Annotated in this window: 22 protein-coding genes; 13 read left to right on the top strand and 9 right to left on the bottom strand. The window is 49.0% G+C overall.

Annotated features, from left to right (window positions below):
* Window positions 1-120: 120 nt before the first annotated feature.
* The gene (locus NTE_RS04090) at window positions 121-372 is read left to right on the top strand and encodes an Lrp/AsnC family transcriptional regulator (RefSeq protein WP_226987166.1); all 252 of its coding nucleotides are present in this window, start codon (window positions 121-123) and stop codon (window positions 370-372) included.
* Here NTE_RS04090 and NTE_RS04085 read toward each other — a convergent pair.
* Together NTE_RS04085 and NTE_RS04080 are read right to left on the bottom strand one after the other, a co-directional pair.
* Window positions 369-1,640, bottom strand: coding sequence for a phosphoribosylglycinamide synthetase C domain-containing protein (locus NTE_RS04085; RefSeq protein ID WP_148699866.1), 1,272 nt, complete (start codon window positions 1,638-1,640; stop codon window positions 369-371). The genes NTE_RS04090 and NTE_RS04085 overlap by 4 nt on opposite strands.
* Window positions 1,641-1,694: 54 nt before the next feature.
* Window positions 1,695-2,693 carry a cation diffusion facilitator family transporter gene (locus NTE_RS04080; RefSeq protein WP_158385077.1) on the bottom strand — a complete coding sequence of 333 codons (999 nt, stop codon included), beginning with the start codon at window positions 2,691-2,693 and terminating at the stop codon, window positions 1,695-1,697.
* A 194-nt stretch (window positions 2,694-2,887) separates the two neighbouring features.
* On the opposite strand from NTE_RS04080, the gene pcn reads away from it, so the two are divergent.
* The 3 genes from pcn (at window position 2,888) to NTE_RS04065 (ending at window position 5,341) form a co-directional block, all read left to right on the top strand.
* Window positions 2,888-3,640 (top strand): proliferating cell nuclear antigen (pcna), encoded by a 753-nt coding sequence (gene pcn, locus NTE_RS04075; protein WP_148699864.1) that lies wholly within the window; start codon window positions 2,888-2,890, stop codon window positions 3,638-3,640.
* Entirely contained in the window at window positions 3,627-5,060 is a 1,434-nt protein-coding gene (locus NTE_RS04070) for an aspartate kinase (RefSeq protein ID WP_226987165.1), read from the top strand. Before pcn ends, NTE_RS04070 begins: the two co-directional genes overlap by 14 nt.
* Window positions 5,061-5,158: 98 nt before the next feature.
* Window positions 5,159-5,341, top strand: a complete 183-nt coding sequence (locus tag NTE_RS04065; protein ID WP_148699863.1) for a hypothetical protein — start codon at window positions 5,159-5,161, stop codon at window positions 5,339-5,341.
* Window positions 5,342-5,372: 31 nt separating this feature from the next.
* Here NTE_RS04065 and NTE_RS04060 read toward each other — a convergent pair whose 3' ends face one another.
* Genes NTE_RS04060 through NTE_RS04045 form a run of 4 tightly spaced genes read right to left on the bottom strand, consistent with a single transcriptional unit; the run spans window position 5,373 to window position 9,908 of the window.
* The gene (locus NTE_RS04060; RefSeq protein WP_148699862.1) at window positions 5,373-6,662 is read right to left on the bottom strand and encodes an ABC transporter permease; all 1,290 of its coding nucleotides are present in this window, start codon (window positions 6,660-6,662) and stop codon (window positions 5,373-5,375) included.
* A 6-nt stretch (window positions 6,663-6,668) separates the two neighbouring features.
* The gene (locus NTE_RS04055; protein WP_148699861.1) at window positions 6,669-8,774 is read right to left on the bottom strand and encodes a COG1361 S-layer family protein; all 2,106 of its coding nucleotides are present in this window, start codon (window positions 8,772-8,774) and stop codon (window positions 6,669-6,671) included.
* The gene (locus NTE_RS04050) at window positions 8,771-9,511 is read right to left on the bottom strand and encodes an ABC transporter ATP-binding protein (RefSeq protein ID WP_148699860.1); all 741 of its coding nucleotides are present in this window, start codon (window positions 9,509-9,511) and stop codon (window positions 8,771-8,773) included. The genes NTE_RS04055 and NTE_RS04050 overlap by 4 nt, the downstream gene beginning before the upstream one ends.
* Window positions 9,492-9,908 (bottom strand): DUF7475 family protein, encoded by a 417-nt coding sequence (locus NTE_RS04045; protein ID WP_148699859.1) that lies wholly within the window; start codon window positions 9,906-9,908, stop codon window positions 9,492-9,494. The genes NTE_RS04050 and NTE_RS04045 overlap by 20 nt, the downstream gene beginning before the upstream one ends.
* A gap of 240 nt (window positions 9,909-10,148) precedes the next feature.
* Here NTE_RS04045 and NTE_RS04040 point away from each other — a divergent pair, with 240 nt between their 5' ends.
* The 5 genes from NTE_RS04040 to NTE_RS17540 all read left to right on the top strand — a co-directional run bounded on the left by NTE_RS04040 (window position 10,149) and on the right by NTE_RS17540 (window position 13,428).
* Window positions 10,149-10,445, top strand: a complete 297-nt coding sequence (locus NTE_RS04040) for a winged helix-turn-helix domain-containing protein (RefSeq protein WP_226987164.1) — start codon at window positions 10,149-10,151, stop codon at window positions 10,443-10,445.
* Window positions 10,446-10,492: 47 nt separating this feature from the next.
* Window positions 10,493-10,897, top strand: a complete 405-nt coding sequence (locus NTE_RS04035; RefSeq protein WP_148699857.1) for a hypothetical protein — start codon at window positions 10,493-10,495, stop codon at window positions 10,895-10,897.
* Window positions 10,898-11,003: 106 nt separating this feature from the next.
* Complete coding sequence (locus NTE_RS04030; protein WP_148699856.1) at window positions 11,004-11,723, top strand: PepSY domain-containing protein; 720 nt, start codon at window positions 11,004-11,006, stop codon at window positions 11,721-11,723.
* Between the two features lie 273 nt (window positions 11,724-11,996).
* Window positions 11,997-12,254, top strand: a complete 258-nt coding sequence (locus NTE_RS04025) for a hypothetical protein (protein WP_148699855.1) — start codon at window positions 11,997-11,999, stop codon at window positions 12,252-12,254.
* A gap of 985 nt (window positions 12,255-13,239) precedes the next feature.
* Entirely contained in the window at window positions 13,240-13,428 is a 189-nt protein-coding gene (locus NTE_RS17540; protein ID WP_226987249.1) for a site-specific integrase, read from the top strand.
* 566 nt (window positions 13,429-13,994) lie between these two features.
* Here NTE_RS17540 and NTE_RS04015 read toward each other — a convergent pair.
* A complete protein-coding gene (locus tag NTE_RS04015) occupies window positions 13,995-14,777 on the bottom strand; it encodes a hypothetical protein (RefSeq protein ID WP_158385075.1) in 783 nt (260 codons plus the stop codon).
* Between the two features lie 289 nt (window positions 14,778-15,066).
* Here NTE_RS04015 and NTE_RS17065 point away from each other — a divergent pair, with 289 nt between their 5' ends.
* A complete protein-coding gene (locus NTE_RS17065; RefSeq protein WP_148699852.1) occupies window positions 15,067-15,303 on the top strand; it encodes a hypothetical protein in 237 nt (78 codons plus the stop codon).
* 766 nt (window positions 15,304-16,069) lie between these two features.
* Here NTE_RS17065 and NTE_RS04005 read toward each other — a convergent pair.
* Window positions 16,070-16,456, bottom strand: coding sequence for a DUF2795 domain-containing protein (locus NTE_RS04005; RefSeq protein ID WP_148699851.1), 387 nt, complete (start codon window positions 16,454-16,456; stop codon window positions 16,070-16,072).
* A gap of 1,950 nt (window positions 16,457-18,406) precedes the next feature.
* On the opposite strand from NTE_RS04005, the gene NTE_RS04000 reads away from it, so the two are divergent.
* The gene (locus NTE_RS04000) at window positions 18,407-19,111 is read left to right on the top strand and encodes a PepSY domain-containing protein (RefSeq protein ID WP_148699850.1); all 705 of its coding nucleotides are present in this window, start codon (window positions 18,407-18,409) and stop codon (window positions 19,109-19,111) included.
* Between the two features lie 97 nt (window positions 19,112-19,208).
* Here NTE_RS04000 and NTE_RS03995 read toward each other — a convergent pair whose 3' ends face one another.
* The gene (locus NTE_RS03995) at window positions 19,209-19,637 is read right to left on the bottom strand and encodes a hypothetical protein (protein ID WP_148699849.1); all 429 of its coding nucleotides are present in this window, start codon (window positions 19,635-19,637) and stop codon (window positions 19,209-19,211) included.
* An 86-nt stretch (window positions 19,638-19,723) separates the two neighbouring features.
* Here NTE_RS03995 and cobJ point away from each other — a divergent pair, with 86 nt between their 5' ends.
* Together cobJ and NTE_RS03985 are read left to right on the top strand one after the other, a co-directional pair.
* Window positions 19,724-20,533, top strand: a complete 810-nt coding sequence (cobJ, locus tag NTE_RS03990; RefSeq protein WP_148699848.1) for a precorrin-3B C(17)-methyltransferase — start codon at window positions 19,724-19,726, stop codon at window positions 20,531-20,533.
* Between the two features lie 130 nt (window positions 20,534-20,663).
* Complete coding sequence (locus tag NTE_RS03985) at window positions 20,664-20,996, top strand: hypothetical protein (protein ID WP_148699847.1); 333 nt, start codon at window positions 20,664-20,666, stop codon at window positions 20,994-20,996.
* Window position 20,997 lies beyond the last annotated feature (1 nt).

The raw sequence follows: 20,997 nt of genomic DNA, 5'->3' as shown, positions 1-20,997 counted from the left end.
TCAAGTACAAGTCTCTACTCCAGAAATGGAAAAGTATGTTTTGAGTACATTATACAAGTATAGAATCTTGGTATAGATTCGCAGAGGGAGTTTAAATCCTTGGACTGTGTTATGATAATTGTGCGCAAAGTCATTGTTCTGGTCAACACCAGCCTTGGAACCGACGGCCACGTTGCAGAAGAGCTGCGCAAGATAGAGGGAGTAAAAGAAGTCTACAAGGTTCGCGGGGTCTATGACATACTGGTCAAGATAGAAGCCCCCGACCCGGACAAGGTCAAAGAGATAATATCGTCAAAACTGCGCAAGATAGACGACATCCGGTCGACCATAACGATGGTCGTCACAAACGACGGCATAAGCGCGCTTGCCTAGAGGTATCCAAGCGAAAGAAGCAGGTCGCTGTCCTTTATCCACTTTGCCCCAATGTCAGTGCGGTAAAACATGTTTGGTATCATGATGTTTGCAACTCTGCTATACGCCTGCCTGCGCGCCTCTTCCGTTGTTATGCCAGATCCTGTCACCACAAGCGCATAACCGGAGCGCCCTGCAATACGCCAGTCGCTTCCATCCTTTTTTATCTCGCCAAGGTGCACGCCGGCCATGTCCGGCTGTTTGAACAGCACGGTCGCGTCTTCGGAAAACTTGCGAAACGTCTTGTCGTCTGTAAATGGAAACGGAGGCACGGCGATCACCACCCCGATCTGAAAGCCCTTCTTTGCCTCAAGCTCAACGCTCTGGCCGCTTGCAATCGAGTAGAGGAACTGGCCCCACTGGCCTGTAATCCCTTCCATGTGTATCGATATTGTCGGGTAGCCAAAGCGCGACGTGAACTCCAGCGGGTAGATGGCAGTCCCGTTTGCGATGCAGTTTATGTCGATGTAGCCGATGTAGCCGGACTCGACCAGCTGCTGCTTCATCTTTTCAAGCGTCAGGCCAAAGATCCTGCTCTGGTGCGTCCAGAAAACCAAGGTTCCCATCTCGCCCGTGCTTGGCCCGATGTCGCCGGGAAACAGCCGCTTGTGCTCAAAGTTCACGTTTATCGGCTTGACAAAGTCCTTGCCGTTGAAGAACGCGCCGACTGCAACTTCGACTCCGGAGGCAAACTGCTGGATCTGAAAGACCCGTATCTTGCTTGACCAGTGCTTCTTGTAGTGCGCAAGGACGTTTATCACGTCGTTTCCGTCGGCCTCCTGCCCCACGAACAGGAGCTCTTTATCGTTCTGCGCCTTGCCGCTTGGCTTTATCACGTACCGCGACGGGTTGGCCTGCACGAAATTTATCGCCTCCTCAAAGTCAGAAAACGTCCGGCCCTGAAGCGTCGAGACGCCGGCCCGGGCAAGCTCGTTCTGGCCAAATTCCCTGTCGCTTTCAAGCCTGTCAGTGTAGGCGCTCCCGCCCACTACCTTCTTGCCTTCTGCGCGCAGCTTCTCTGCGGCCCTTCCAAAGCCAATGTCGTCAAACACTATGACGTCTGCCCACAAAACGTGGTCCTCCCATTTGTCGGCCTTTTCCACAAAGCCATCGCCCACGTCCTTTTCGGTCTCGCTCTGCACGCAGAACTTTACCTCGTGCCCTTCCTGCACTATTCGGTATGCAAGGTCAAGGCTCAGGGCTTCTGGCGACACGAAGAGAAACTTCACGACGGAAAAAAGATACAGCTCATTTGTTAAAGACTTTCTGTTTCCTTTCTTCTTCTAGGCCGTTGTCGTGCCCTTCTTTTTTCCGCCGCCGTCAAAAGTCAGAGGGTGCGGTATCACGGATATCCTGTCAATCAGCCTGAACTTGGAACGGATGAGGCTCTGGACCTGGAAGGATAGCGATTCGAAATCTTGCAGTTTCTTGTCTCCGTCAACCTCAAGGTGCACTTCTGCATGTGCCATCATGCCGGTTGGCCTCAGAAACACCGACCTGACCTTCACCGGCTCTGCCTGGAACTTGGACTCGATAAGCTGTTTTACCTTGTCAGACGTCCCAGGGTTCTGCCATGCGTCAACGAGAGTAAGAGACGACTGCCTCAGTGAGAAATACGCGACAGAGAAAATGTAGCCTGCTATTATCATACCGCCTATTGCGTCCATCTGGAGGAACCCAAATTGCGAGGCGACAAGCACGCTGACAAAACCAATTATCGACGCCGAGCCGTCCTTTATCGAGTTCTTGGCGTCCGTCTTGAGCGAAAGCAGGTCGTATTTTCGCGCTATCTTTCTCATCTGAAGCGCCCGGTGAAGAGACACGCCACCAGCAGATGCCAGCACCACCATGGTCAAAACCGGTTGCTCTATCCTGTGGGGATTTACAAACGACTCGTACGAGTGATAGAGTATGAATGCACCTATTGCAACCATACCAATGGCCGCAAGCAGGGCGGCAAAGCTTTCCACCTTGTAATATCCAAACGGGAATCTCTTGTTGGCAGGCCTAGTCGCAAGGTACAACCCAACAAAAACGATAAGGGATATCATTGCGTCGGACAGCGAGTCAATGCCGTCTGCCGTTGCAACAATGCTCCCGCTTATCTGCCCTACGACAAGTTCGACTATGCCTATGGCAACCAGCGTTATCACAGAAATCTTGGCTATCTGCTGGCCTGCTTTCAGGCCCTCTGACATGCTACTGCTACTACTGCTACTTCTTGCGGTTTCGGCTGCTGTTGGACTGCCATGCTGGACATCCACAGCGAAAGGATCGTCCAATAACTTGACAAGATAACTATCGAGATCATCATATTTAAGAGTTGGAAAAGGTTGCAACATTTGCAAACACGCTTGCAGATCTATAGCTGGTTTTTTAAAAAAGCCCACAAGATCTTTTTGTGCCCAAGACAGGGGCGCATGGATAGCAATGTTTAAAATCGGTATATGCTGCCACATACTACCGTAGTATTAATTTGGTATTTGTAGCCAAGACAAAGTCTCCCGATGAGTGGAAAGCCGTTGCGTCTGCAATCTCGACGCTGGTTGATGAGGCCACGTTTGAAGCGACAGCAGAGGGTATCTCTTTTCGCGGGATGGACCCGTCTCACATCGCGCTTATCGACATCTTTTGGCCTGCTGCGGCCTTTGAAAAGTACGAGTGCGACAGCGCAGTCAAGTTTGGGATCCGCGTAGACGAATTCTCAAAGCTGGTCAAGAGGGCGGACAAGAAGGACACTGTCGAGATACTGCTGAGCGACGACAGCATGCTGCATGTAAGGATGCAGAACGGCTACAAGCGCGAGTACAAGACCCGGCTCATAGAGAGCTCGGCCAGCTCGACGCCGCTGCCAAAGCTCAACTTTAACTCAAAGGCGGTGCTTTCGGCGGTAGCGTTTGACAAGGTGCTGTCAGACGTCCAGGTGGTGTCAGAGTTCATCTCCCTTGAGAGCAAGTCTGGCAGGATAAACTTTGCAGGCAAGGGCGACTCGGGCGAGGCAAGTGTGACGCTTGAAGCAGGAAACGAGGGGCTTGAAGAGCTTGCAGTCAAGGAGGACAGCAAGGCGACGTACAGCCTTGATTACCTAAGCAAGATAACAAAGGCAGTCATTGCGATGGGAGGCTCTGTCGCTGCAGAATATTCGAGCAAGATGCCCCTCAGGCTAGAGTTCAAGATAGCAAACGTCGGCCGCATACATTTCTACCTGGCACCCCGTGTACAGGACTGACTTTGTAATGATAATCGTGATGAAGTTTGGCGGGACGGCGGTGGACTCGCCAGACAAGGTCCGGCATGTGGCGCAGCTGATAAAATCCCACAAGGCGGGAAACGACGTTGTTTGCGTCGTCTCGGCAGTCAGGGGCATGACCGACGGACTCTTGTCAATAGCAGACAGCGTGAGGCGTGGCGACCGCACCTCAATCGAGGATTTCGTAAAAAAGTCGTTAAAGACTCACACTGACATTGTAAACGGCGCAATATCCGACAAGAAATTGAGGGAGGATGCGCTTGCAAGCATGAAAAAAACCATCGGCGAGCTTGAAGACGTGCTTGGAGGAATCGTCCTTCTGGGCGAGGTGACTCCCAAGTCCCTTGACTACCTGATGTCGTTTGGCGAGCGCCTATCCACACCCATAGTCGCGTACGCACTTGCAGACATGGGCGTCGACTCGGAATACCTCACCGGCAAGGAGGCCGGCATCGTGACAGATTCCAATTTTGGCGAGGCCCGTCCGCTCATGGATACTACAAAACTGCGCGTAAGCCACAGGCTGGGCCCGGTAACAAAGCGCGGAGCGGTGCCGGTGATAACCGGCTTTATCGGCGCCGACCAGCACGGCAACACGACTACTATAGGGCGCGGGGGCTCTGACTATACCGCAACCATAGTCGCGGCAAGCATTGGCGCAAGCGAGGTGTGGCTGTGGAGCGACGTTGACGGCCTGATGACTGCCGACCCCAAGATAGTGAAAGGCGCGCAGGTTCTAAAAGAGGTCTCGTTTGCAGAGGCGATGGAGATGGCGCTCTTTGGAGCCAAGTACATGCACCCAAGGGCCCTTGAACCTGTCATGGACACCAAGATCCCAATACGCATACGCAACACGTTCAACGTCAAGCATCCCGGCACGGTAATCACGCAAAACCCTAGCCGCGACTCGCAAAAGATAGTAAAGTCGGTAAGCGCAATACGCCACACCGCGCTAATCGACGTGAGCGGAGGCGGCATGGTGGGTGCGCCCGGGACTGCGGCCAAGATCTTTGACACGCTTGCCAAGAACAGGGTGAACATCATGATGATATCTCAGAGCCCGTCGGAATCGAGCATATCAATGGTGGTGCGCAAGAGCGACCTTGACAAGGCGACTACCACGCTTGAACTGAACCTGCTTGGCAAGGTGATAAAGCAGGTGAACGTGAGCGACGACGTTGCGGTAATTGCGGTGGTAGGCTCTGGTATGCGCGGGATAAAAGGGGTGGCGGCAAAGGTGTTTGGCGCAGTTGCAAAGCGCAAGATAAACGTCATAATGATAGCGCAGGGCTCGTCGGAGCTTAACCTCGCTTTTGTAGTAAACGACAGCGACTGCGAGGGCGCAGTAAACGCCCTGCACGACGAATTTGGACTAGGAAAAACAAGGGTGCGCAAATAAAGCTAGCTATACACACACATACCTTGTGTAACGATTCTCGCAAGTGAGAAAACTAGCAAGTATTCAATATTGCAGAATCCATCTTCAAGCTGCAGACGATGGAACTGCACGAGCTATTTGGCCTCAAGGGAGATGATGTCTGGTTTCGCAAGGGAGACTACTTTTACACCCTTGAGCAAGTGCAAAAAATTATCAGAGAGGTGCTGCGCACCGAGCCAGAGCGCGCGCAGAGAATCCTTGACAAGTTTGTGCCATCTGACAAGCCCGTGTATAAGCAATAAAGAGGCATGTCAGGGCGCAGCCATTATTATCTCAGTCCCGCCTCAATGCCACAATAGGCTCTAGCCGCGATGCCTTCCATGCAGGATAAATGCCGGCCAGAAGGCTCAGCCCTACCGACAGACCCCACACGTACAGAAGGTCGGTTGGCAGATACACCGGCGAAATGTCCTGGCCGCCGCCTGGTCTTGGTCCAAAACTGAATGCGCCTGTCAGGAGGGACCCTGTGGCAATCCCAAATACCAGCCCGAGCGTGGCTCCCATGACTCCTATTATCGAGGCCTCGCTTATGAAAATCAAGAGTATGTCCTTGTTGAGGGCTCCGATTGCCTTTATCGTGCCGATTTCGCGGATCCTCTCTGTCACTGAAGTGTAGAGCGTAGTCACGATGCCGACTGCGCCTACGACCAGCGCGACAAGAGCTATGGCAAGGATAAAGGAGCTAAAGCCGGACGTGAACTGCTGCCTTGCCTGCAGCACTGCCTGCGGGGTGCTGATGCCGACTCCGTTGCCATAGATCACGCGGATTTCATCCTGCACCGTGCTGACATCGTCCGGCGACGGCACGACCACCATGAGCGAGTCATACCTCCCGTTCTTGTGAAGGAGCGAGTTTGCGATTTCAGGGCTTATTATGATGGCCCTGTCGATGTTCGGGTTTCCCGTCTGGGCCATTATGCCTCTTATTATGAACGACCTTGACTCTTGCTTGTCCTCGCCTGTATACGGATCAGTAAATGAGTACGACGCCTTGACTGTCTGGCCGACTACGAGAAAGGGGGTCGGCTGGCCTTCAGGGTTGGCGATTAGGTCTGCCACGACCATCCCCGTGGGGTCGTTTGCCTTCAGTTCAGCGCCCTCTTTGTATTGTATCGTAGGCGCAATGGTCGTCAGTTTCTCAGGAGCTATGGCAAACACAGAAACGCCCCTCGACTTGCCCTGCGACTCTAGAGTTACGCGTCCCTGGTACGTCGGTATAACGTCGTTTACAAGCGGGAGCGTCTTTACCTTTGTGACGACTGCGGCGTTAAAGTTGACTATGGTGCCGGATGATTGCGGCTGGCCGCCGGCAGAAATGACAACGCCTCCTCCGCCACCGCCGCCACCAAAATTGCCGCCTCCGCCGGAGTTGGTCAGGGTGAGGACATTGCTTGCCAGGTTGCTGAATTGCTTTTCGATAAATACTCCAAATCCTGCAGTAAGTCCATTGAGTGCGACCATGAGGGAGCTTCCGACGACTACCATCAGTATAGTCAGGGCAGAGCGGACCTTTCTGTCCCGGAGAGCTTCAAAGGAGAGATAGTAGATGTCGTCTATTTTCACTGCGCATCACTTTGTTGTTGTTGACGGATCATCCTTCGTCTTTGCTACGTCAGTGGCGGCAGGGTTTTCAAGTATGTCTTCGATGTTCTTTCGCTTGTCAGGACCGTTTCCCGGGGTGTTTAGCTTCTTCTTGTTTTTTGCACGCTTTTTCCTGATGACAAAGAAGGCGGCTGTAGCTGCGCCAATCGCGGCACCTACTATTATCAGCATGAATAATGGACCTCCGACAGGGTTCTGGGTCCGCCCGCCAAGAGTTATGTTCGCCACCTGCTGCTGCGATGCGACAACGGCGTTTCCGCTGGTCACAAACTCGTGGGAGTTCCTCAGGTTATCCTTGTAGGTAATCTTGACAGTTACTGGATACAAAGTGCCAGGTTCAGCGCGCTGGATGTTCAGCGGTATGCTGAATGGAAGTGGTGAGTTTGCAGTCAGGTCGCCGAGGTACTGCGGGGCAGGAGGAGCAAAGGCAGTGTTGTTGTTGTTTCTGCGGAATTGTCCGCCCCCATTGCCGTTGCCATTGTTATTGTTCGCGGCATTGTTCTGTTGTTGTGGGAACAGGGAACCGAGTGGATTGGATTGCCCGTTGCCGCCTGGCGAGTTGTTGTTCTGCTGCGGTTGTTGTTGCGGATTGAACTCGCCGGCGCCGGTAAAGTTGCCCCGCGTGGCAAGCTGGTTTTGTCCAGGTGTTTGCACCAGCTCGATGGTTGTGAAAAATGCCGCAGTGTTGCCCTCATTGAGTATGTTGCCGACGAGGGTAGGCGTTGCTCCGACGTAGTTAATTGACAAATCATAGATGCGGAGCGATATTTCGCCGTCAACATATGTCCCAAGGACGTACTTTTCCGTCTTGGGCGACCCGTCCAGAATATAGTCAATCGTTACGTCAAACGTTGCAGGGTTGCCGATAAGCGAGGTTGATGCAAACACCTGAGTTTCAAGCTTGGCCTGCGAGCCAGGTTCGATTTGATCTACAGCCCACTTTGAATCGCCAAGTATGTTCAACGAAGTCGATGATGACTGCATGGTCACGACCGCATTTGTTATCAGGCTGGTGCCCTTGTTTGCGATTTCAAGGACAAAGTTGTCTGCCTTGCCGGCAACTATGCGGTTATCAGTCTGGTTCTCTCCTGACGAAGCCCTCACGGCAATGATAGAAGGCGCATTTTGCAGCACGATGACGCCTACCGCAGGGGTCAGGGTCTTGGCACTGCCTGTAGCGTCGTTGTACGTGATTTGCAATTGTATGCCAGCAGTGTTTCCGCCTGCAGATATGTTGGGAAAGAGAGCGGTGGTAAACGTGGCGTTTGATCTTGCCGGTATGGTGCCGATGGTAAAGGTGTTTGTCCCAAAGTTGGTTATCTGCGGCCGGATTGTTGATCCCGAGGAGCTTTCAATGGTGCTTGTCGACCCGCCGTTTATGCTGATGCCGGTCATTGATACTATCACGCCGGTCGCAGGCGCGCTGCCCGTGTTCCTTATCGCAATGTCGACGTTGTTTGACACGCCTGGGACCAGGTTATGGGTTACTGCGACTGGGTCAAGGATGACCTTACCCGTCAACCTGAATGGGATTGTGTCCTCGCTGGTCCGCGGGCTCCCGGTTTCATACAACCTCTGGTATTCCACCTTTAGCGCCGTGTTGTACGTCCCAACGCGGGTGCTGTCAGAGACGTCAAGGTCAAAGTACAGGATAAACGTCTGGCCTGCGTCTACCACGCTGTCAACGGTGGCAACGGCAGTGTCGCTAGAAGAAGCCCGCCCGTTGGACGAGAACCCCTGCGGCAGGGTGAGCGAACCGGTAATGCCTGTGATTGCAGAGAATCCCCTGTTCACCATTACCACGGCCAGAGTCGATGCGCCATCTCCTGGCCCGACTTCCTTTCTGACATCCGCGGTCGAGGTGCTTGCGCTACGGTCGGTCCAGTACGCGTTTAGAAATGCGGGGCCGCTCACTGAACCGTCGATGATCTGCCTCTCGGATGGTTGCGGCAGATCACCCTCCGCGCTTGCGTTTTTCAGAGCGGATGAAAGGGAAAAGAGCAGAGTTCCGATCAATAAAATCGACAGGATCTGCGCGCCAGTGTTCCTCTTGCCAGTATAGGATGACATCATAGGTTTCGAACCTCCTTTTCAATGCCGCCGTCCCTGACGTAGATGGCCCGGTCAGTTGCCGCTGCCAGCTCGGGGTTGTGCGTCACCATGACTATGGTCATGCGGAACTTGTGCGACAACATCTTCAAGAGTGCAAAAACCTCGTTTCCAGTCTTGGTGTCAAGGTTTCCTGTCGGCTCGTCCGCAAGCAGTATTGCAGGGTTGTTCATAAGCGATCTTGCAATGGCGACTCGCTGCTGCTGGCCGCCACTCAGGTTCGTTGGCTTGAAGTTTGCCTTGTCCTTTATTCCCAGCACTTCAAGCACTTTTAGCGCCCTGTTGCGCCTTTCTTCCTTGTCTATCTCCATCACGATTGCGGGAAGCTCGACGTTTCTGAGGACCGTTGTCCTGTTTATCAGGTTGTACGACTGGAAGATAAAGCCGATGAGCTTGTTCCTCATCGTAGCTATTTCCTGATCATCAAGCGAAAAAATGTCTACTCCGTTTATAATCACCTTGCCCGAAGTGGGCCTGTCAAGGGCTCCGAGCAGGTTGAGCAGAGTGGACTTGCCGCTTCCGGAAGGCCCGACTATGGCCACAAACTCGCCTTTGTGCACTGTAAACGTCGCGTGCTTGAGGGCTACCACTTTGCCGGCGGCCGAGTCAAACACTTTGTACAGGTCCCTTGCTTCCAGCGCTATATCGTTAGTCTGGACTGCTGTGATGTCTTGCGCTTTGTCAGATTCCGGCTTTGTCATTTTTGTTGACCTCTTCTTCCTCTTCTTCTTTCTTTTTCCCGGCCATTGCAAGAATCGCAATGCACAGGCCGATGAACACCAGCTGCGCGACCTCGACTGCAATTGCCATCGAATTCACGCCGCCTCCCCTGCCGGTGATCGGGTTTCCCGGCATTCTCGTGATAAAGTACACCGCCACCAAGACCGCGGTGCCGCCAATGCCTATTGCGTACCACGGTCTGCCCCACCTTTTCACCATCGGCACGACCCAGAAGAGCTGGGCAATCCCGCCTATGAGGAAAAATAGGCCCGTGTTAATGTTGAACCCAAGCATGTTTGGAGCAAGAATGAGGTGAAGGATGCCCCCTACTGCAGTGGCAGCGGCTGCAGCATAATACAATACTCTTTTTGTAGCCATTGCCATACCCAGAAGAAAAATGTAAGAAAGTTTTGTAATAAGCGTTGTTTACAAATGACAAGTAACATAGTTACCTTTGTACTTTTTAGGATGCAAGAAAGACATTTTTTGATCCATGAATTGCGCTATTGTCGTCATCTCGCTTCTGAGAGAAGAAACAGAAAGCATGATCACTTATTTATATAGAGAGCAAACAAGGCAGAATGAAGAGAATAGGCAATTACTGCATGAGTTGAATTGGTGCATGAATATCGAGAAAGGATCTACATCAGGAAGGACATCATACTCAAGCTGTACGAGCATGGAGAGTTGAACCAGAGTAAACTCATGAGCTACTGTGGCCTCAACAACGCAAAGCACAGGGAAATACTTGACGAGATGGTCAACAAGGGCATGATAAACAGAAAAGAAGAGCCGTGGGGGAGCAAGATGATAATAAAATACAGCGTCTCTGAAAAAGGAAAGGAGATACTCAGGGCGGTCCTAGAGCCGTACGAAGAACTGTTTCCAAGGGGCGATACCACAACAAATGATTGAAGAAAAGTTTTCTGTTTGCACATCAATTGAGGAGGGCAATCCGGGAATTGTCTAGTGACGAAGGTAAAAGCCACAAGAGCGAGAACCTCTTCAAGATAATAGACGGCATAATTTTTGAGCTCAACAGGACAAAGCGGCTGTTCATCGTCATGGTCCTGACAGGGATGATAGTGCCGCCTTTGACGTTTCTGATTGTAAACGCCCTTACAGAGCCTTTCATGCCGGGCCCGGGAGGATTTCGTGAGATACACCAGGAAAGGGTATTTCTCAGGCAGCTTCCATGGATAGTGTCCATAGTGTGGCTTGGAATTGGCATAAGGCAGTGGCTTGTGCTTTCCAAGTGGACCAAGAAATACGACAGGTACAAAAAGCTCCAAGAGGAAATTGACAAGAAATTTGACGAGGACGAACCTGCAAATAATAATAACAACAATAGTAGCAATAACAGATAATAACAATACGGCAAAGCAACCGGTAGATTCTAGCAGAGTTTTCAGTAATTTTCTTAACTACTATTTTTTCTCAATTCTTTAAAATCATAGCTACAAGAATGTAGTAATGTCAGGCCTAACAGGAAACGAAAAGAAGAGGTTGTTTATTCCCGCTCTGTTGTCGGCTATTGGCTTTGCAGTTGCATCATTGGCAGCAGTAGTAGTAACTATGCCTTCTGCTTCTGCACAAGTTCCAGTCAATCCGACAGAAGGTAATGCCACGCAGCAAACATCATCATTTTCTCTTCAGACAAACGGCACTATAAACGCCAAGCAGGCAGCAAAGGATTTCTTGAATGAAAACCTGAACGCAACGTTTGTCGATGCATCAGATACGGCAGAGAATCAGGTCGCCAACGGAACCGTAGTCTCGGGTCATCTTGATGTAGTGCAGAGCTTTCTAGTTTACAACACCACAGTAGCCAACTTGGACAATAGCACTGTCTACAGCGTGTTCATCGATCCAAGCAATGGAAGGGTACTTGGTACTTCTGAAGCAAGACCTCTAAGCACAATCGGTCAAGTAGGAGAGAATTTGTCAAATGCCGGAAACTTGACTGCGACGCTTGTGGACGCTGCCAGCACTGCAGAAGGGCAATTTGCCAACGGCGCAGCAATTGCAGGCAGCTTTGAGGTGATGCAGGGCAATCCAGTGTACAATATCACCGTGGTCAATGTAAACGATGGAATGCTCTTTCAGGTAGTTGTGGACCCAAGAACAGGAAGCATACTTACCACTTCGGAAGGCACGCCCATGGGCGATCTTGGGATCGGAGGCGTTTTTTGACGCGGTTTTAATCTTTCCCCCCTTTTTTATTTCTCTCTCTTTTTTTCAAACTGTTTGCGTTCATTTTTCTCGTGCCGAATCTCCATAGTTGCGCAGGATTGCAAAAAACATACACAAAGTTGCATCAAATGGAAAAATAAGGCCGGAAAAGCTTCCAGACATATTACAGTCAAAATAATGATTTACAAATTTTGCCCTAAATGTTCCTCATAATCTCGATACCTATCATTTTTGCTCAAGCCTTTATAATCAGTATTGTTGAATATTTCAGCGATGTCAAGTCTAACAGGAAACAAAAAGGCATTCACCTTTGCGTTGCTAGCTGCAGGCTTTGTCGTCGTATCACTGGCGATAGCAACACCGGTTGCTTTTGCTCAAAACGCGACAATGCCGGGTGGAAACCAGACTGGCGGAAACACAACCTCAACAGCATTTGAAGGAAATCCAGACCAAGCACCGCCTCCAGCACCTCCAGCTCCAGGTGGAAACATGACCGGCGGAAACCAGACTGGCGGAAACATGACTAGTTAAGAACGAGGTAACGACCTAGAGCGATCGCGCAGACAATAAAGCCCACAAACGTCAAACAGATGATGAGGGGTGGGCACCTTCTCTTTTTCTTTTTTCTAACCTTTTTAAAAAAAATTATTCATCTTGAGTTCTGCTGTTGGTAATGCAGCTGCATTTTGTACCCCCATCCCCACTTGATTATGGGACATATTTCTATGATGGCTAATTCAATAATAATTCAGCCAGCCTTGCATGTGATTTCAAGGGTCACAGATTCCATACCTATGGCTGACAGAACCATCGTGCTGCTCTTGAGTCCTAGGAACCTAAATCGCCGGATCTTTGAAACCCACCAGTAATGGCAGCTCGTGTCTCCGAATCCCACCTAGTTTTGATGGATTTCAGAATTGGATAAACAAAGAGAGATGAAAAGGAATAGCTAGTCGACTAATCAGATTTGCAAGGAAGTACGAATACATTCTGCAAATTGGAAATGCTTCGGAGCTTCTGACATTGACACCAAAGAATAGACAACATGCCATGCGAGCGTTGGCTAACCTGTCAAAATACTATGGCTGTTATGCTGACTGGAAGACTATCAAAGAACAGTACCAACTGAAATGGTCGATTGATGATGGGCTATATGCATTCAATGAAATCTATGGTGGAAAGAACAAGTAGGAAATCATGCTTACGTGGCTTTCGGATACTTGCAGGACGATTCCTTCTGACTATGCCAATATCCTTCGCTTTTGTACGCTGACCGGTTTGCGTCTTGATGAAGCATTTCAGAGCATCCATCTTATCCAAAATGATCCCGCCAAGTACCTAAACAAAGGCCGCCTGACTTTGGAGCACTTCCAATATCCTTCAATCTTCGTACGCCGTACAAAGAAGGCTTTCATCAGCCTCGTAACAGAGGAAATACTCAAGCTGGCGAAAGACTCACCTGACTGCGGATATAATGCATTTAGGCTAATGCTAAAGAGGAGAGACTTCATTGAACATGGGCTATTGTCGCAAGATATTCTCCACCTATCTTCGCATGAATGGCATCGAGTCTGAGCTTATTGACCTGCTTCAAGGTAGAATACCAAAGACTGTTTTTGCCCGGCATTATTTCAGGCCAGATTTCGACAAGAATACAGAAAGGGTTAGGAATTTGGTTGAAGCCTTGATGACGCAGATTGTTTAATGGTCCTGTCTCTCCGACAATGAAAACCACAGCACTAGCAGTCAGGGGCAAGACCGCTAACATGGGGTATATGTAGTATTCCTTCTTCGAAGCAGCATTATAAAACACTCGATTAACCTTGTTATGCCATCAAAGCTTGTATCTACAAGTGTTTAGATTCACTATCGCGACGGTCTCAATTTCTTAGACTCTTTCCTTAAATGCATGAATGCGAAGCTGAGAGAGTACAACAAACTCCATTTGTGGGGTCAGGCACGGGCTGGACTGCAGGCATTGGCTTGCAATTTGCGCCAGCCAACCCTGACCTTTCTGATTTCTTGTTGAAGAGTATAATTACCCGCGCCAACATCCTCCCCTTAAGAGTCCTAGCCAATAGATGTCAGGCGCGGGTATGATGAACACAGAAGACGTTGGTGTACCTTCGTTGGGTTTGTTTATTATGATAATGCTAAAGCACTTTTGGAGATTGTTCTATTTCACGACGAAATAAATGATAACCCGAAGCCCTCATGCGATTGGCGGCGAAAGAGAAAAAGGATAGCTAGAGCCATTCATGATGGCGAAGGTCAACTTGGATCAAACCACATCGACTCCGCTATTTCTATCAGCTCTTCAGTATCTTGGTATCCTCGCAGCATGACATGCGTGTTTCCAGCCATAAACTCCACCTGAGCAGGGTCATGGACAGTAAATCCCTGAAACTCTCTATCCTGAGCTTCTATGGCAACTACGTAGTGTCCATTAATCTCAGTCTCATAGACATCCATCCCTGATTCTTTGGCTGCAATAAGCGTGTCTGTCAAATTGAACCATGTCGGGTTCCATTCGCCATAATTTTCAGAGCCTTTAGATTCTGGAAAATTGTTTTGAACCATTGTAAGATTCTTGTTGTAAACAACCCAGATTCCACCCTGCTCCCAGAATTGGTTCAATGTCAGTTTATTTGTAATACGCTCCTCAGAGTAAAAGAGAAACACATGGTTGTTGTCATCGTAGTTATGATTACCATATTCATGACTAACAAGTCCAAGCTGAAGTTTGTAATTGCTTGATGGCATCTCTCTTGGAAACTTTACATCAAAATTAGCTGTGTACGTTGCTTCCATTTCATTGGTTACGGCGGTAACGTTAGGACCAGTCCATCTTTCTGTGATAACCGGATAAAACTCATTGACACTTGTAGGCACTTTTTCCTCATCGTTTGATTCCGTTTGTATGTCAGTCATTTCAGAGGCAAAGGCAGAGCCGCTCTCTGCGATGTTCCATGTCGATAATAAAACTAATACTGTCGCTCCTGTCAATACTATGACTACTAAGGATATTGTGCCGACTGTCCTACCAATGCGCATAGTTCTCTACGTGGTCGCCAAAGATATAGGAGTTTGTCCAAACGTTTGGATATTGCCAATTCTGGCTCTAAGTTGGCTTGTCATCAGTCGAATTGCAACGCGCCCCGAAATCAGTCGCCTTTGCAACAGAACCGAGCTGATTAGCTGCCTTGGTGCATTATCTCATAGGTTGCCAAGCATATCCCCTTTTTCTGGTATTTTTTATAGTAAGCTACGTCTAGTAGAACTCTTAGCCTCATATACATAAGAGTAGTCTCCCGTCGATGAGAGAAAGAGAGAGAAAGAGGAGATGCCAAAGTCACGAAGTACCGAGTTACTAGCCTCTACGACCAACAAGGATGATGATTCTCCCAGGACAACGCTGATAGAGATGGGCGTAAGTGTGGACTTTGTTAAGCGCCTGAATGAGGTTCAAGCACGAGACCTATTGAAAGGGATAACATACATCCATCCAAGAAAAGCACAAAGGATTGCTAAAGAAAGAGCAGGACCTATGAATCAAGGTAGAGAATGGATTTTGCCTTGATTCCTTAGCTATCTTGTTGTGTCCTTAACTGGTACAGTTTGCACTGTATACAAAATTCTTTAAGGATAGCCAGACGAAGGTACTATGCCGACAGACGTCAACAGCCTGCAATGGAGGTCCATTCCCGCCATAAGTTTATCCTCAGTATGCCTCCATTAGTCGACGGGGATGGGCCAGAATTCTTTGATTTGCTTGCTTATACCTGAGCTAGGCCGCCACGCTGAATCGCTGTGTAGACATGGTCCGCAAGATATCTGGCACATGGTCTTTCACCTTTCCTTTGGCACGTCGCGTGGCTGCTCTCATTAACATTCCACAGCATGGACAGCGCGGTCCTATGGTAAAAGATCTCTCACATAGCCTGCACCACCATCCTCTAGAATAATGTGCAAGCTTTTGTGTAGCATCAGGATGTCTTTGGCAGATGTTACGACAAGCCAAACAAAGTTTCTGTTGAACTTCCGATTCCGTTATCTTAATGAGTTTTGCATCTGCTTGCTGTGTATACTTTTTTAAGAAATAATGGCGGTGTGTAGCTTGCAATAATGAAGTCAGGCTCCGCCGGGGTCATTCTCCCTAGAACTTTAGGTTTTCATCACCCGGCGGGGCCATCAAGCTCAGTAGATTCCTCCAATATTCTATAATCACGTTTGGTTATTGCAGCGACAATTACGGCAGCAACATCACTTGCTAGGATTTAGGGGATAAATTTGCGTAGTCATCACCTTCGCCATAATGACGTTATTAGCATGCATGCAGCCGGCCGTTATTCTGCAATTGAGCCGCCGGTGTAGTCTTTTATTCCGCGTACAAAGTCTGCCTCGTCGTTGTACCTCCTGTCCGGCATGTTCCGTACGACATCGACGACTTCAAGCGGCAGCGACTCTTTGTTTTCCTCTACCTCCTTTACAATCTCGGCTTTGGTTTTTGGAAAGTTTATCCTGCCGCCAAATGCCTTCCGGATGACTTCGGTGGCAGTCACCGTCCTCTTTTGCTCGTGCATCGTGTCAACATGCCGCCTGAGAACATCCTGATCGTCAAAAGTGTCGCCGCAGACCTTGCAGATGAACCTAGTAGTAGTATTATTCTGTTTTTCCGTCGGTCCCGTCCGCGTCTTTATCGTGCGCGGCTCAGGTTTGTCTTCCTTTGCCATCAAAAGAGTACCGGCCAATCATGAAATTAAACAGTTGCAGCTAGCTCCGTCAGATGTATGCTGTTTAGTGATGCAAAAATACGTTCCGCCGCCGTACTGTAGATGTTGCACTGCAAGTGCAAGCATAGAGGTAATCAGAGAAAAGGAAGAACACTCTACACCCTTTGCAGATTTTGTGAACAGTGCTTTGTGCAATAACATCTGAATAAAGAGCGAGTAAAGGGGATTTTCGCTGAATGACGATACAATATTCTGAACTTCAATTGCAAAAAGATTTTGAAGCTTGCGCAAAAAAAAGAATTTCGTTATCCATTAAAAAGAGTCGAAAAGGGCTTTGGATTTACAGAATGTGCAGTATCTTTGATATGCACCTACACACACCTGAGCTCCTTCCATTGTAATACCGCCCTGCCATGTTCTTTGCTAGACCTGCTTTTCCTGCAATAGGTCAGCAGACGAACATAGGGAGGGAAGCTGCCGTAGGTGCGGAAGGCCGACTATTAGATCAATCAAAAACGATATTGTTGAGAACTAACCAATGAGGCGTGCCAATTTACCTGATCAAATCCGCCTTCTTGGAAAATGCCCCGTTAAAGAGCTCTGCAATGACTTTAAAGCATGTCGGATAGGACTGGAAGCCAGAGCTGGACAACAATAATAGGATGGCGGCTGATGATGTCGATAGCATTGCGTTCCTAACCTGGACATATCTTGTCCTTGTGGTGACTGTGGTTGCTCATTTAGTGAACCGTCGTCGTCAAGCCTTCCTGCTCTGGCGCTACCAAAACTGACACCCTTGGGCAATATGCGTATATGCACCGGTTGGGAATATGGCATTGCAGCAAAAGTCGAAAGCAGTCGTCGTACGCAAGTACGTAAACTGCCAAGTTTCTATCAGATTTAGGTCTAGTAGAGACTGAGACTTGAGCTGCTTCGTTCTACCACACAATCCTTCTCATGAAGATAAGCAGATATTCGGCTATTGCAGAGGTTTGCTCGCGGGGTAGGCTTTTTTACATGAAACGCCATTTTGCTGATTAAATGGCAACTTGTCGTTTCCTGTAAGGCTTGACATCTATGGCCTACTCCGCACTTCTAATTTCAGCCAGATTTGTCTAAGACGTAAATAGTTGGGATTTATAGAAGACGTGGGTTATATCCGAAAAACAGTAACTGCATGCCTCAAAAAGACATGTAGAAGCTGAAGCTATCTGGGACTTGGGTTCATTTGATGGCATCGGTCTAACCCATTCGAAACTTCAATTCTTGATTATCTTTCCTCGACTAGCGACCTGACGCGAGCTTTGCTACACTGGATGTCAGTTTTTCCGACCTGAATGTTAGCATTGCTTAACAAAGACAAGTGTGCTTAAAGAGCGCGAACAGGGTAAGTATAGTGACAACAAATGGTTGACTTTTCAACATTCGCCTTTCCTATAATGTATGTGGCAATAGCGGGGTTAGGAATAACGTTGGCATACGTCGTAGCGGGGTCTAAAATCCGTCAGTTGCTGCACAAGACACCAGTGCAGAGCACTAAATAGATCCCCCTCCTCTGTTTTTGAACCCAAACCTAATTAACGGCAGCCCGCAGTGTTGTATCGATGACCTTTCTTACCTCCTCTGAACTTGCTTGGCTGAAGGGTGAAGAACAGGTATCGAAAGGTTATGAGAGATATTAGTAGCTGCAGCCTGGTGGAGTGAGAGTGTAGTAAACAATGAGACAAATGGGAAAGAAGCCCTAGGCGGGATTCGGACCCACGACCTAGGGTTCACGAAACCTCATTTTTTCGTATTTTATTGTTCTAAATCTTGAAACAACAAGGCTTTTGTCAACTTCACGTTACCAGGTAACATAAGCTCCTAGTTCTACCTTACATATTTCCGGTAATGCCATTACCTATCATTCTTGCTCAACTCTTTAAAATGATAACTGCGACATTTGGAATAATGTCAAGTCTAACAGGAAGTAAGACAGTGTTTTCTCTTTCCCTGTTGGTGATGGGCTTTGCAGTCGCATCGTCGGTTATGATTGTGCCGGCAGCGTTTGCACAAAACACCACCAGCCCGGGAGGCAATCAGACGATGCCGGGTGGAAATCAAACGACGCCGGGAGGCAATAGCACCCAGCCGGTCGCTTTTCCAGGCAGCAACAGCATAGTCAATGTGCAGCTTAATGGCAATCAGACCATGACTCCAGAACAAGGTGCTCAAATGCCGGGTCAGATGAATGGCAGCATCAATGTCAAGCAAGCCATAAAGGATTTCCTAACTGACAATCTGAACGTAACACTTGGCGACGCAATAGCAACAGCAGAAGCTCAGGTTGCCAACGGAACAACAGTTGCAGCACATCTTGATGTAGTGCAGGGCTTCTTGGTATACAGAGTAATCGTAGTTGACATAAACAACGAAATCATACACAATGTAATCGTTGACGCGGGTAATGGAAGCGTACTTGCCTCGCAGGCAATATCGCTTGCTGAGCTTGCTGCTATGCATGGAGGCATGATGATGGGTCCCCACGGTGGAATGTTTGGCGGAGGCGGTCCAGGCAGCCAAATGATGATGCAACCGCCACCAGAAATGATGCAACCGCCATCGGGCAACGAGACCTCAGAAGGTCCGATGATGGGCATGGGCTTCCAAGCCTAGCCATCTCTTTCTTTTTCCCTTTTCAACCCAAATGCATTGTACTTTTTTATAAGATAAGGTAAAAAATTAACAAAAAAGAAAGGCAGAGAGGCACCACTTACTGAAAAGTCACACGCACTGTCGCAGAGCCGGCAGCGATATTGTTGTCTACTTCGCAGACCCATTTCTTGCCATTTAGCTCTGCCAGCTTTTCAGAAGCCGTCATTATTGTTCCTTCGCCTTTTAGTTTTGCAACCCCTTTAGAATTTGGAGCCTCACCTGTTCCTTCCCCTTCTCCCACAAGCATGTCTCCCTTGTTGGTCATCTGGATAAACTTGACGCGCCAGCTCGATGTCCCGTCGATGTTCATTTGTGTCTCTACAGTATCCCAGTGAACTCCGCGATACTTGCCGCTCATTGTGCCCTTGTCAGAAAATTCGGTCTTGACCCCGTTCTGCCCTATCTCAAGAATCCTTGAAGATGTGACCTTTGCTTTTATGACGATGCCGTTTGTTTTTCTTCCACCTGTTGTTGACCCTCTGGCCATATCATCGGGATATGATGCTGGATGTTGATATTGTTTGCGGACAGTCCGGAAAGAGATAAATTGTATTTTGGCACCTCAACTGCCAAATGACAAGTGAACCTGCAAATAAAGGCAAGCTGTACGTGGTAGGCGTAGGCCCCGGTCACCACGACCATATGACGTACAGGGCAAAGCAGGTCATCGAGGAAAGCGAAGTCATTGTTGGGTATGAAACGTACGTCGGCCTAGTGGAAGACCTGATACAGGGCAAGGAAGTGTACCGTTATGCTATGACGCAGGAAGTGGACAGGGCAAACCAGGCAATCGGGTTTGCAGAAAAAGGAAGGATCGTTTCGCTTGTTTCATCCGGCGACCCGGGCATCTATGGCATGGTCGGGCTCATTTACGAAATCCTTGCAGAAAAGGGCTGGGACAAGGATTCAGGCATCTATGTCGAGTGCGTTCCGGGAGTCTCGTCTCTAAACTCTTGCGCAGCCCTTGTCGGGTCGCCTCTGATGACAGACTTTGCGGTCGTCAGCATGAGCGACCTTTTGGTCCCGTGGGACATGATAGTAAAGAGGGTCGAAGCGGCCGCGCTTGGCGATTATGTCACCGTCATTTACAACCCTGCAAGCAAAAAGCGGGTGCACCAGCTGCGCGACACCCGCGACATTTTTCTAAAATACAGAAAGCCGGAAACCCCGGTAGCCATAATCAAGGGTGCGTACAGGGAGACCCAGCAGGTGGTCATTACAACTATTGACGAGATGCTTGAGCACCAAGACATGCTTGGCATGATAACAACCGTCATTGTGGGCAACTCGTCGACCTACAACTACAAGGGCATGATGATAAACCCGCGGGGCTACACGTCAAAATACCAGCTAGTAAAAGAAACGCCGCAAGCCAAGGCGTAAACTACTACTATGCACTATAGCAGTGGTGTCTCGGTCCTGCCTCTCCCCCCTCCCCTCAGCTCCACCTTTCTTAATATGCTGTTTTTGTAAAGGTTGTATTTGCAAAAGAAATATGCACTCTATATGTTATGTGACGACAACAACAGCCATCGAGGACCTCATCTGGCGCCTAGAAGGCATCTGGAAGTACGCCGCATTGGACTACCACATAAGAGCCAAAGGAGTTGTTAGCAACAAAAGCCGCAAGGCCAACGAATATGCCATCACTTTGATGAAACTATGGGATACGCTGGACGGATTTTCTCAAGAAACGATAGAGCGTGTTGTAGTCGAGCTGGAAGGGAAAATTATAGTCCTTGGAAAACCAGAAGGCAAGGTAGAAAAAAAGCGCCACGCGGACATGAAGGCGCTAAGGACGCAACTTGAGCAATATCTTCAGGTGAGAGAAGAAGAGGAACTATAAT

It is taken from the genome of Candidatus Nitrososphaera evergladensis SR1, from assembly GCF_000730285.1.
Lineage (GTDB): Archaea > Thermoproteota > Nitrososphaeria > Nitrososphaerales > Nitrososphaeraceae > Nitrososphaera > Nitrososphaera evergladensis.
Note: the sequence above shows the minus strand (reverse complement) of the source record. Positions and strands in the feature narration are given on the sequence as shown.

Bases quoted from the DNA above. Each gene is read 5' to 3' on its own strand.
- NTE_RS04065 (WP_148699863.1), top strand. From the start codon at position 5,159: ATGGAACTGCACGAGCTATTTGGCCTCAAGGGAGATGATGTCTGGTTT.
- NTE_RS04055 (WP_148699861.1), bottom strand. From the start codon at position 8,774: ATGATGTCATCCTATACTGGCAAGAGGAACACTGGCGCGCAGATCCTG.
- NTE_RS04050 (WP_148699860.1), bottom strand. From the start codon at position 9,511: ATGACAAAGCCGGAATCTGACAAAGCGCAAGACATCACAGCAGTCCAG.
- NTE_RS04045 (WP_148699859.1), bottom strand. From the start codon at position 9,908: ATGGCTACAAAAAGAGTATTGTATTATGCTGCAGCCGCTGCCACTGCA.
- NTE_RS04030 (WP_148699856.1), top strand. From the start codon at position 11,004: ATGTCAGGCCTAACAGGAAACGAAAAGAAGAGGTTGTTTATTCCCGCT.
- NTE_RS04025 (WP_148699855.1), top strand. From the start codon at position 11,997: ATGTCAAGTCTAACAGGAAACAAAAAGGCATTCACCTTTGCGTTGCTA.
- NTE_RS17540 (WP_226987249.1), top strand. From the start codon at position 13,240: ATGGGCTATTGTCGCAAGATATTCTCCACCTATCTTCGCATGAATGGC.
- NTE_RS04015 (WP_158385075.1), bottom strand. From the start codon at position 14,777: ATGCGCATTGGTAGGACAGTCGGCACAATATCCTTAGTAGTCATAGTA.
- NTE_RS17065 (WP_148699852.1), top strand. From the start codon at position 15,067: ATGCCAAAGTCACGAAGTACCGAGTTACTAGCCTCTACGACCAACAAG.
- NTE_RS04005 (WP_148699851.1), bottom strand. From the start codon at position 16,456: ATGGCAAAGGAAGACAAACCTGAGCCGCGCACGATAAAGACGCGGACG.
- NTE_RS04000 (WP_148699850.1), top strand. From the start codon at position 18,407: ATGTCAAGTCTAACAGGAAGTAAGACAGTGTTTTCTCTTTCCCTGTTG.
- NTE_RS03995 (WP_148699849.1), bottom strand. From the start codon at position 19,637: ATGGCCAGAGGGTCAACAACAGGTGGAAGAAAAACAAACGGCATCGTC.
- cobJ (WP_148699848.1), top strand. From the start codon at position 19,724: ATGACAAGTGAACCTGCAAATAAAGGCAAGCTGTACGTGGTAGGCGTA.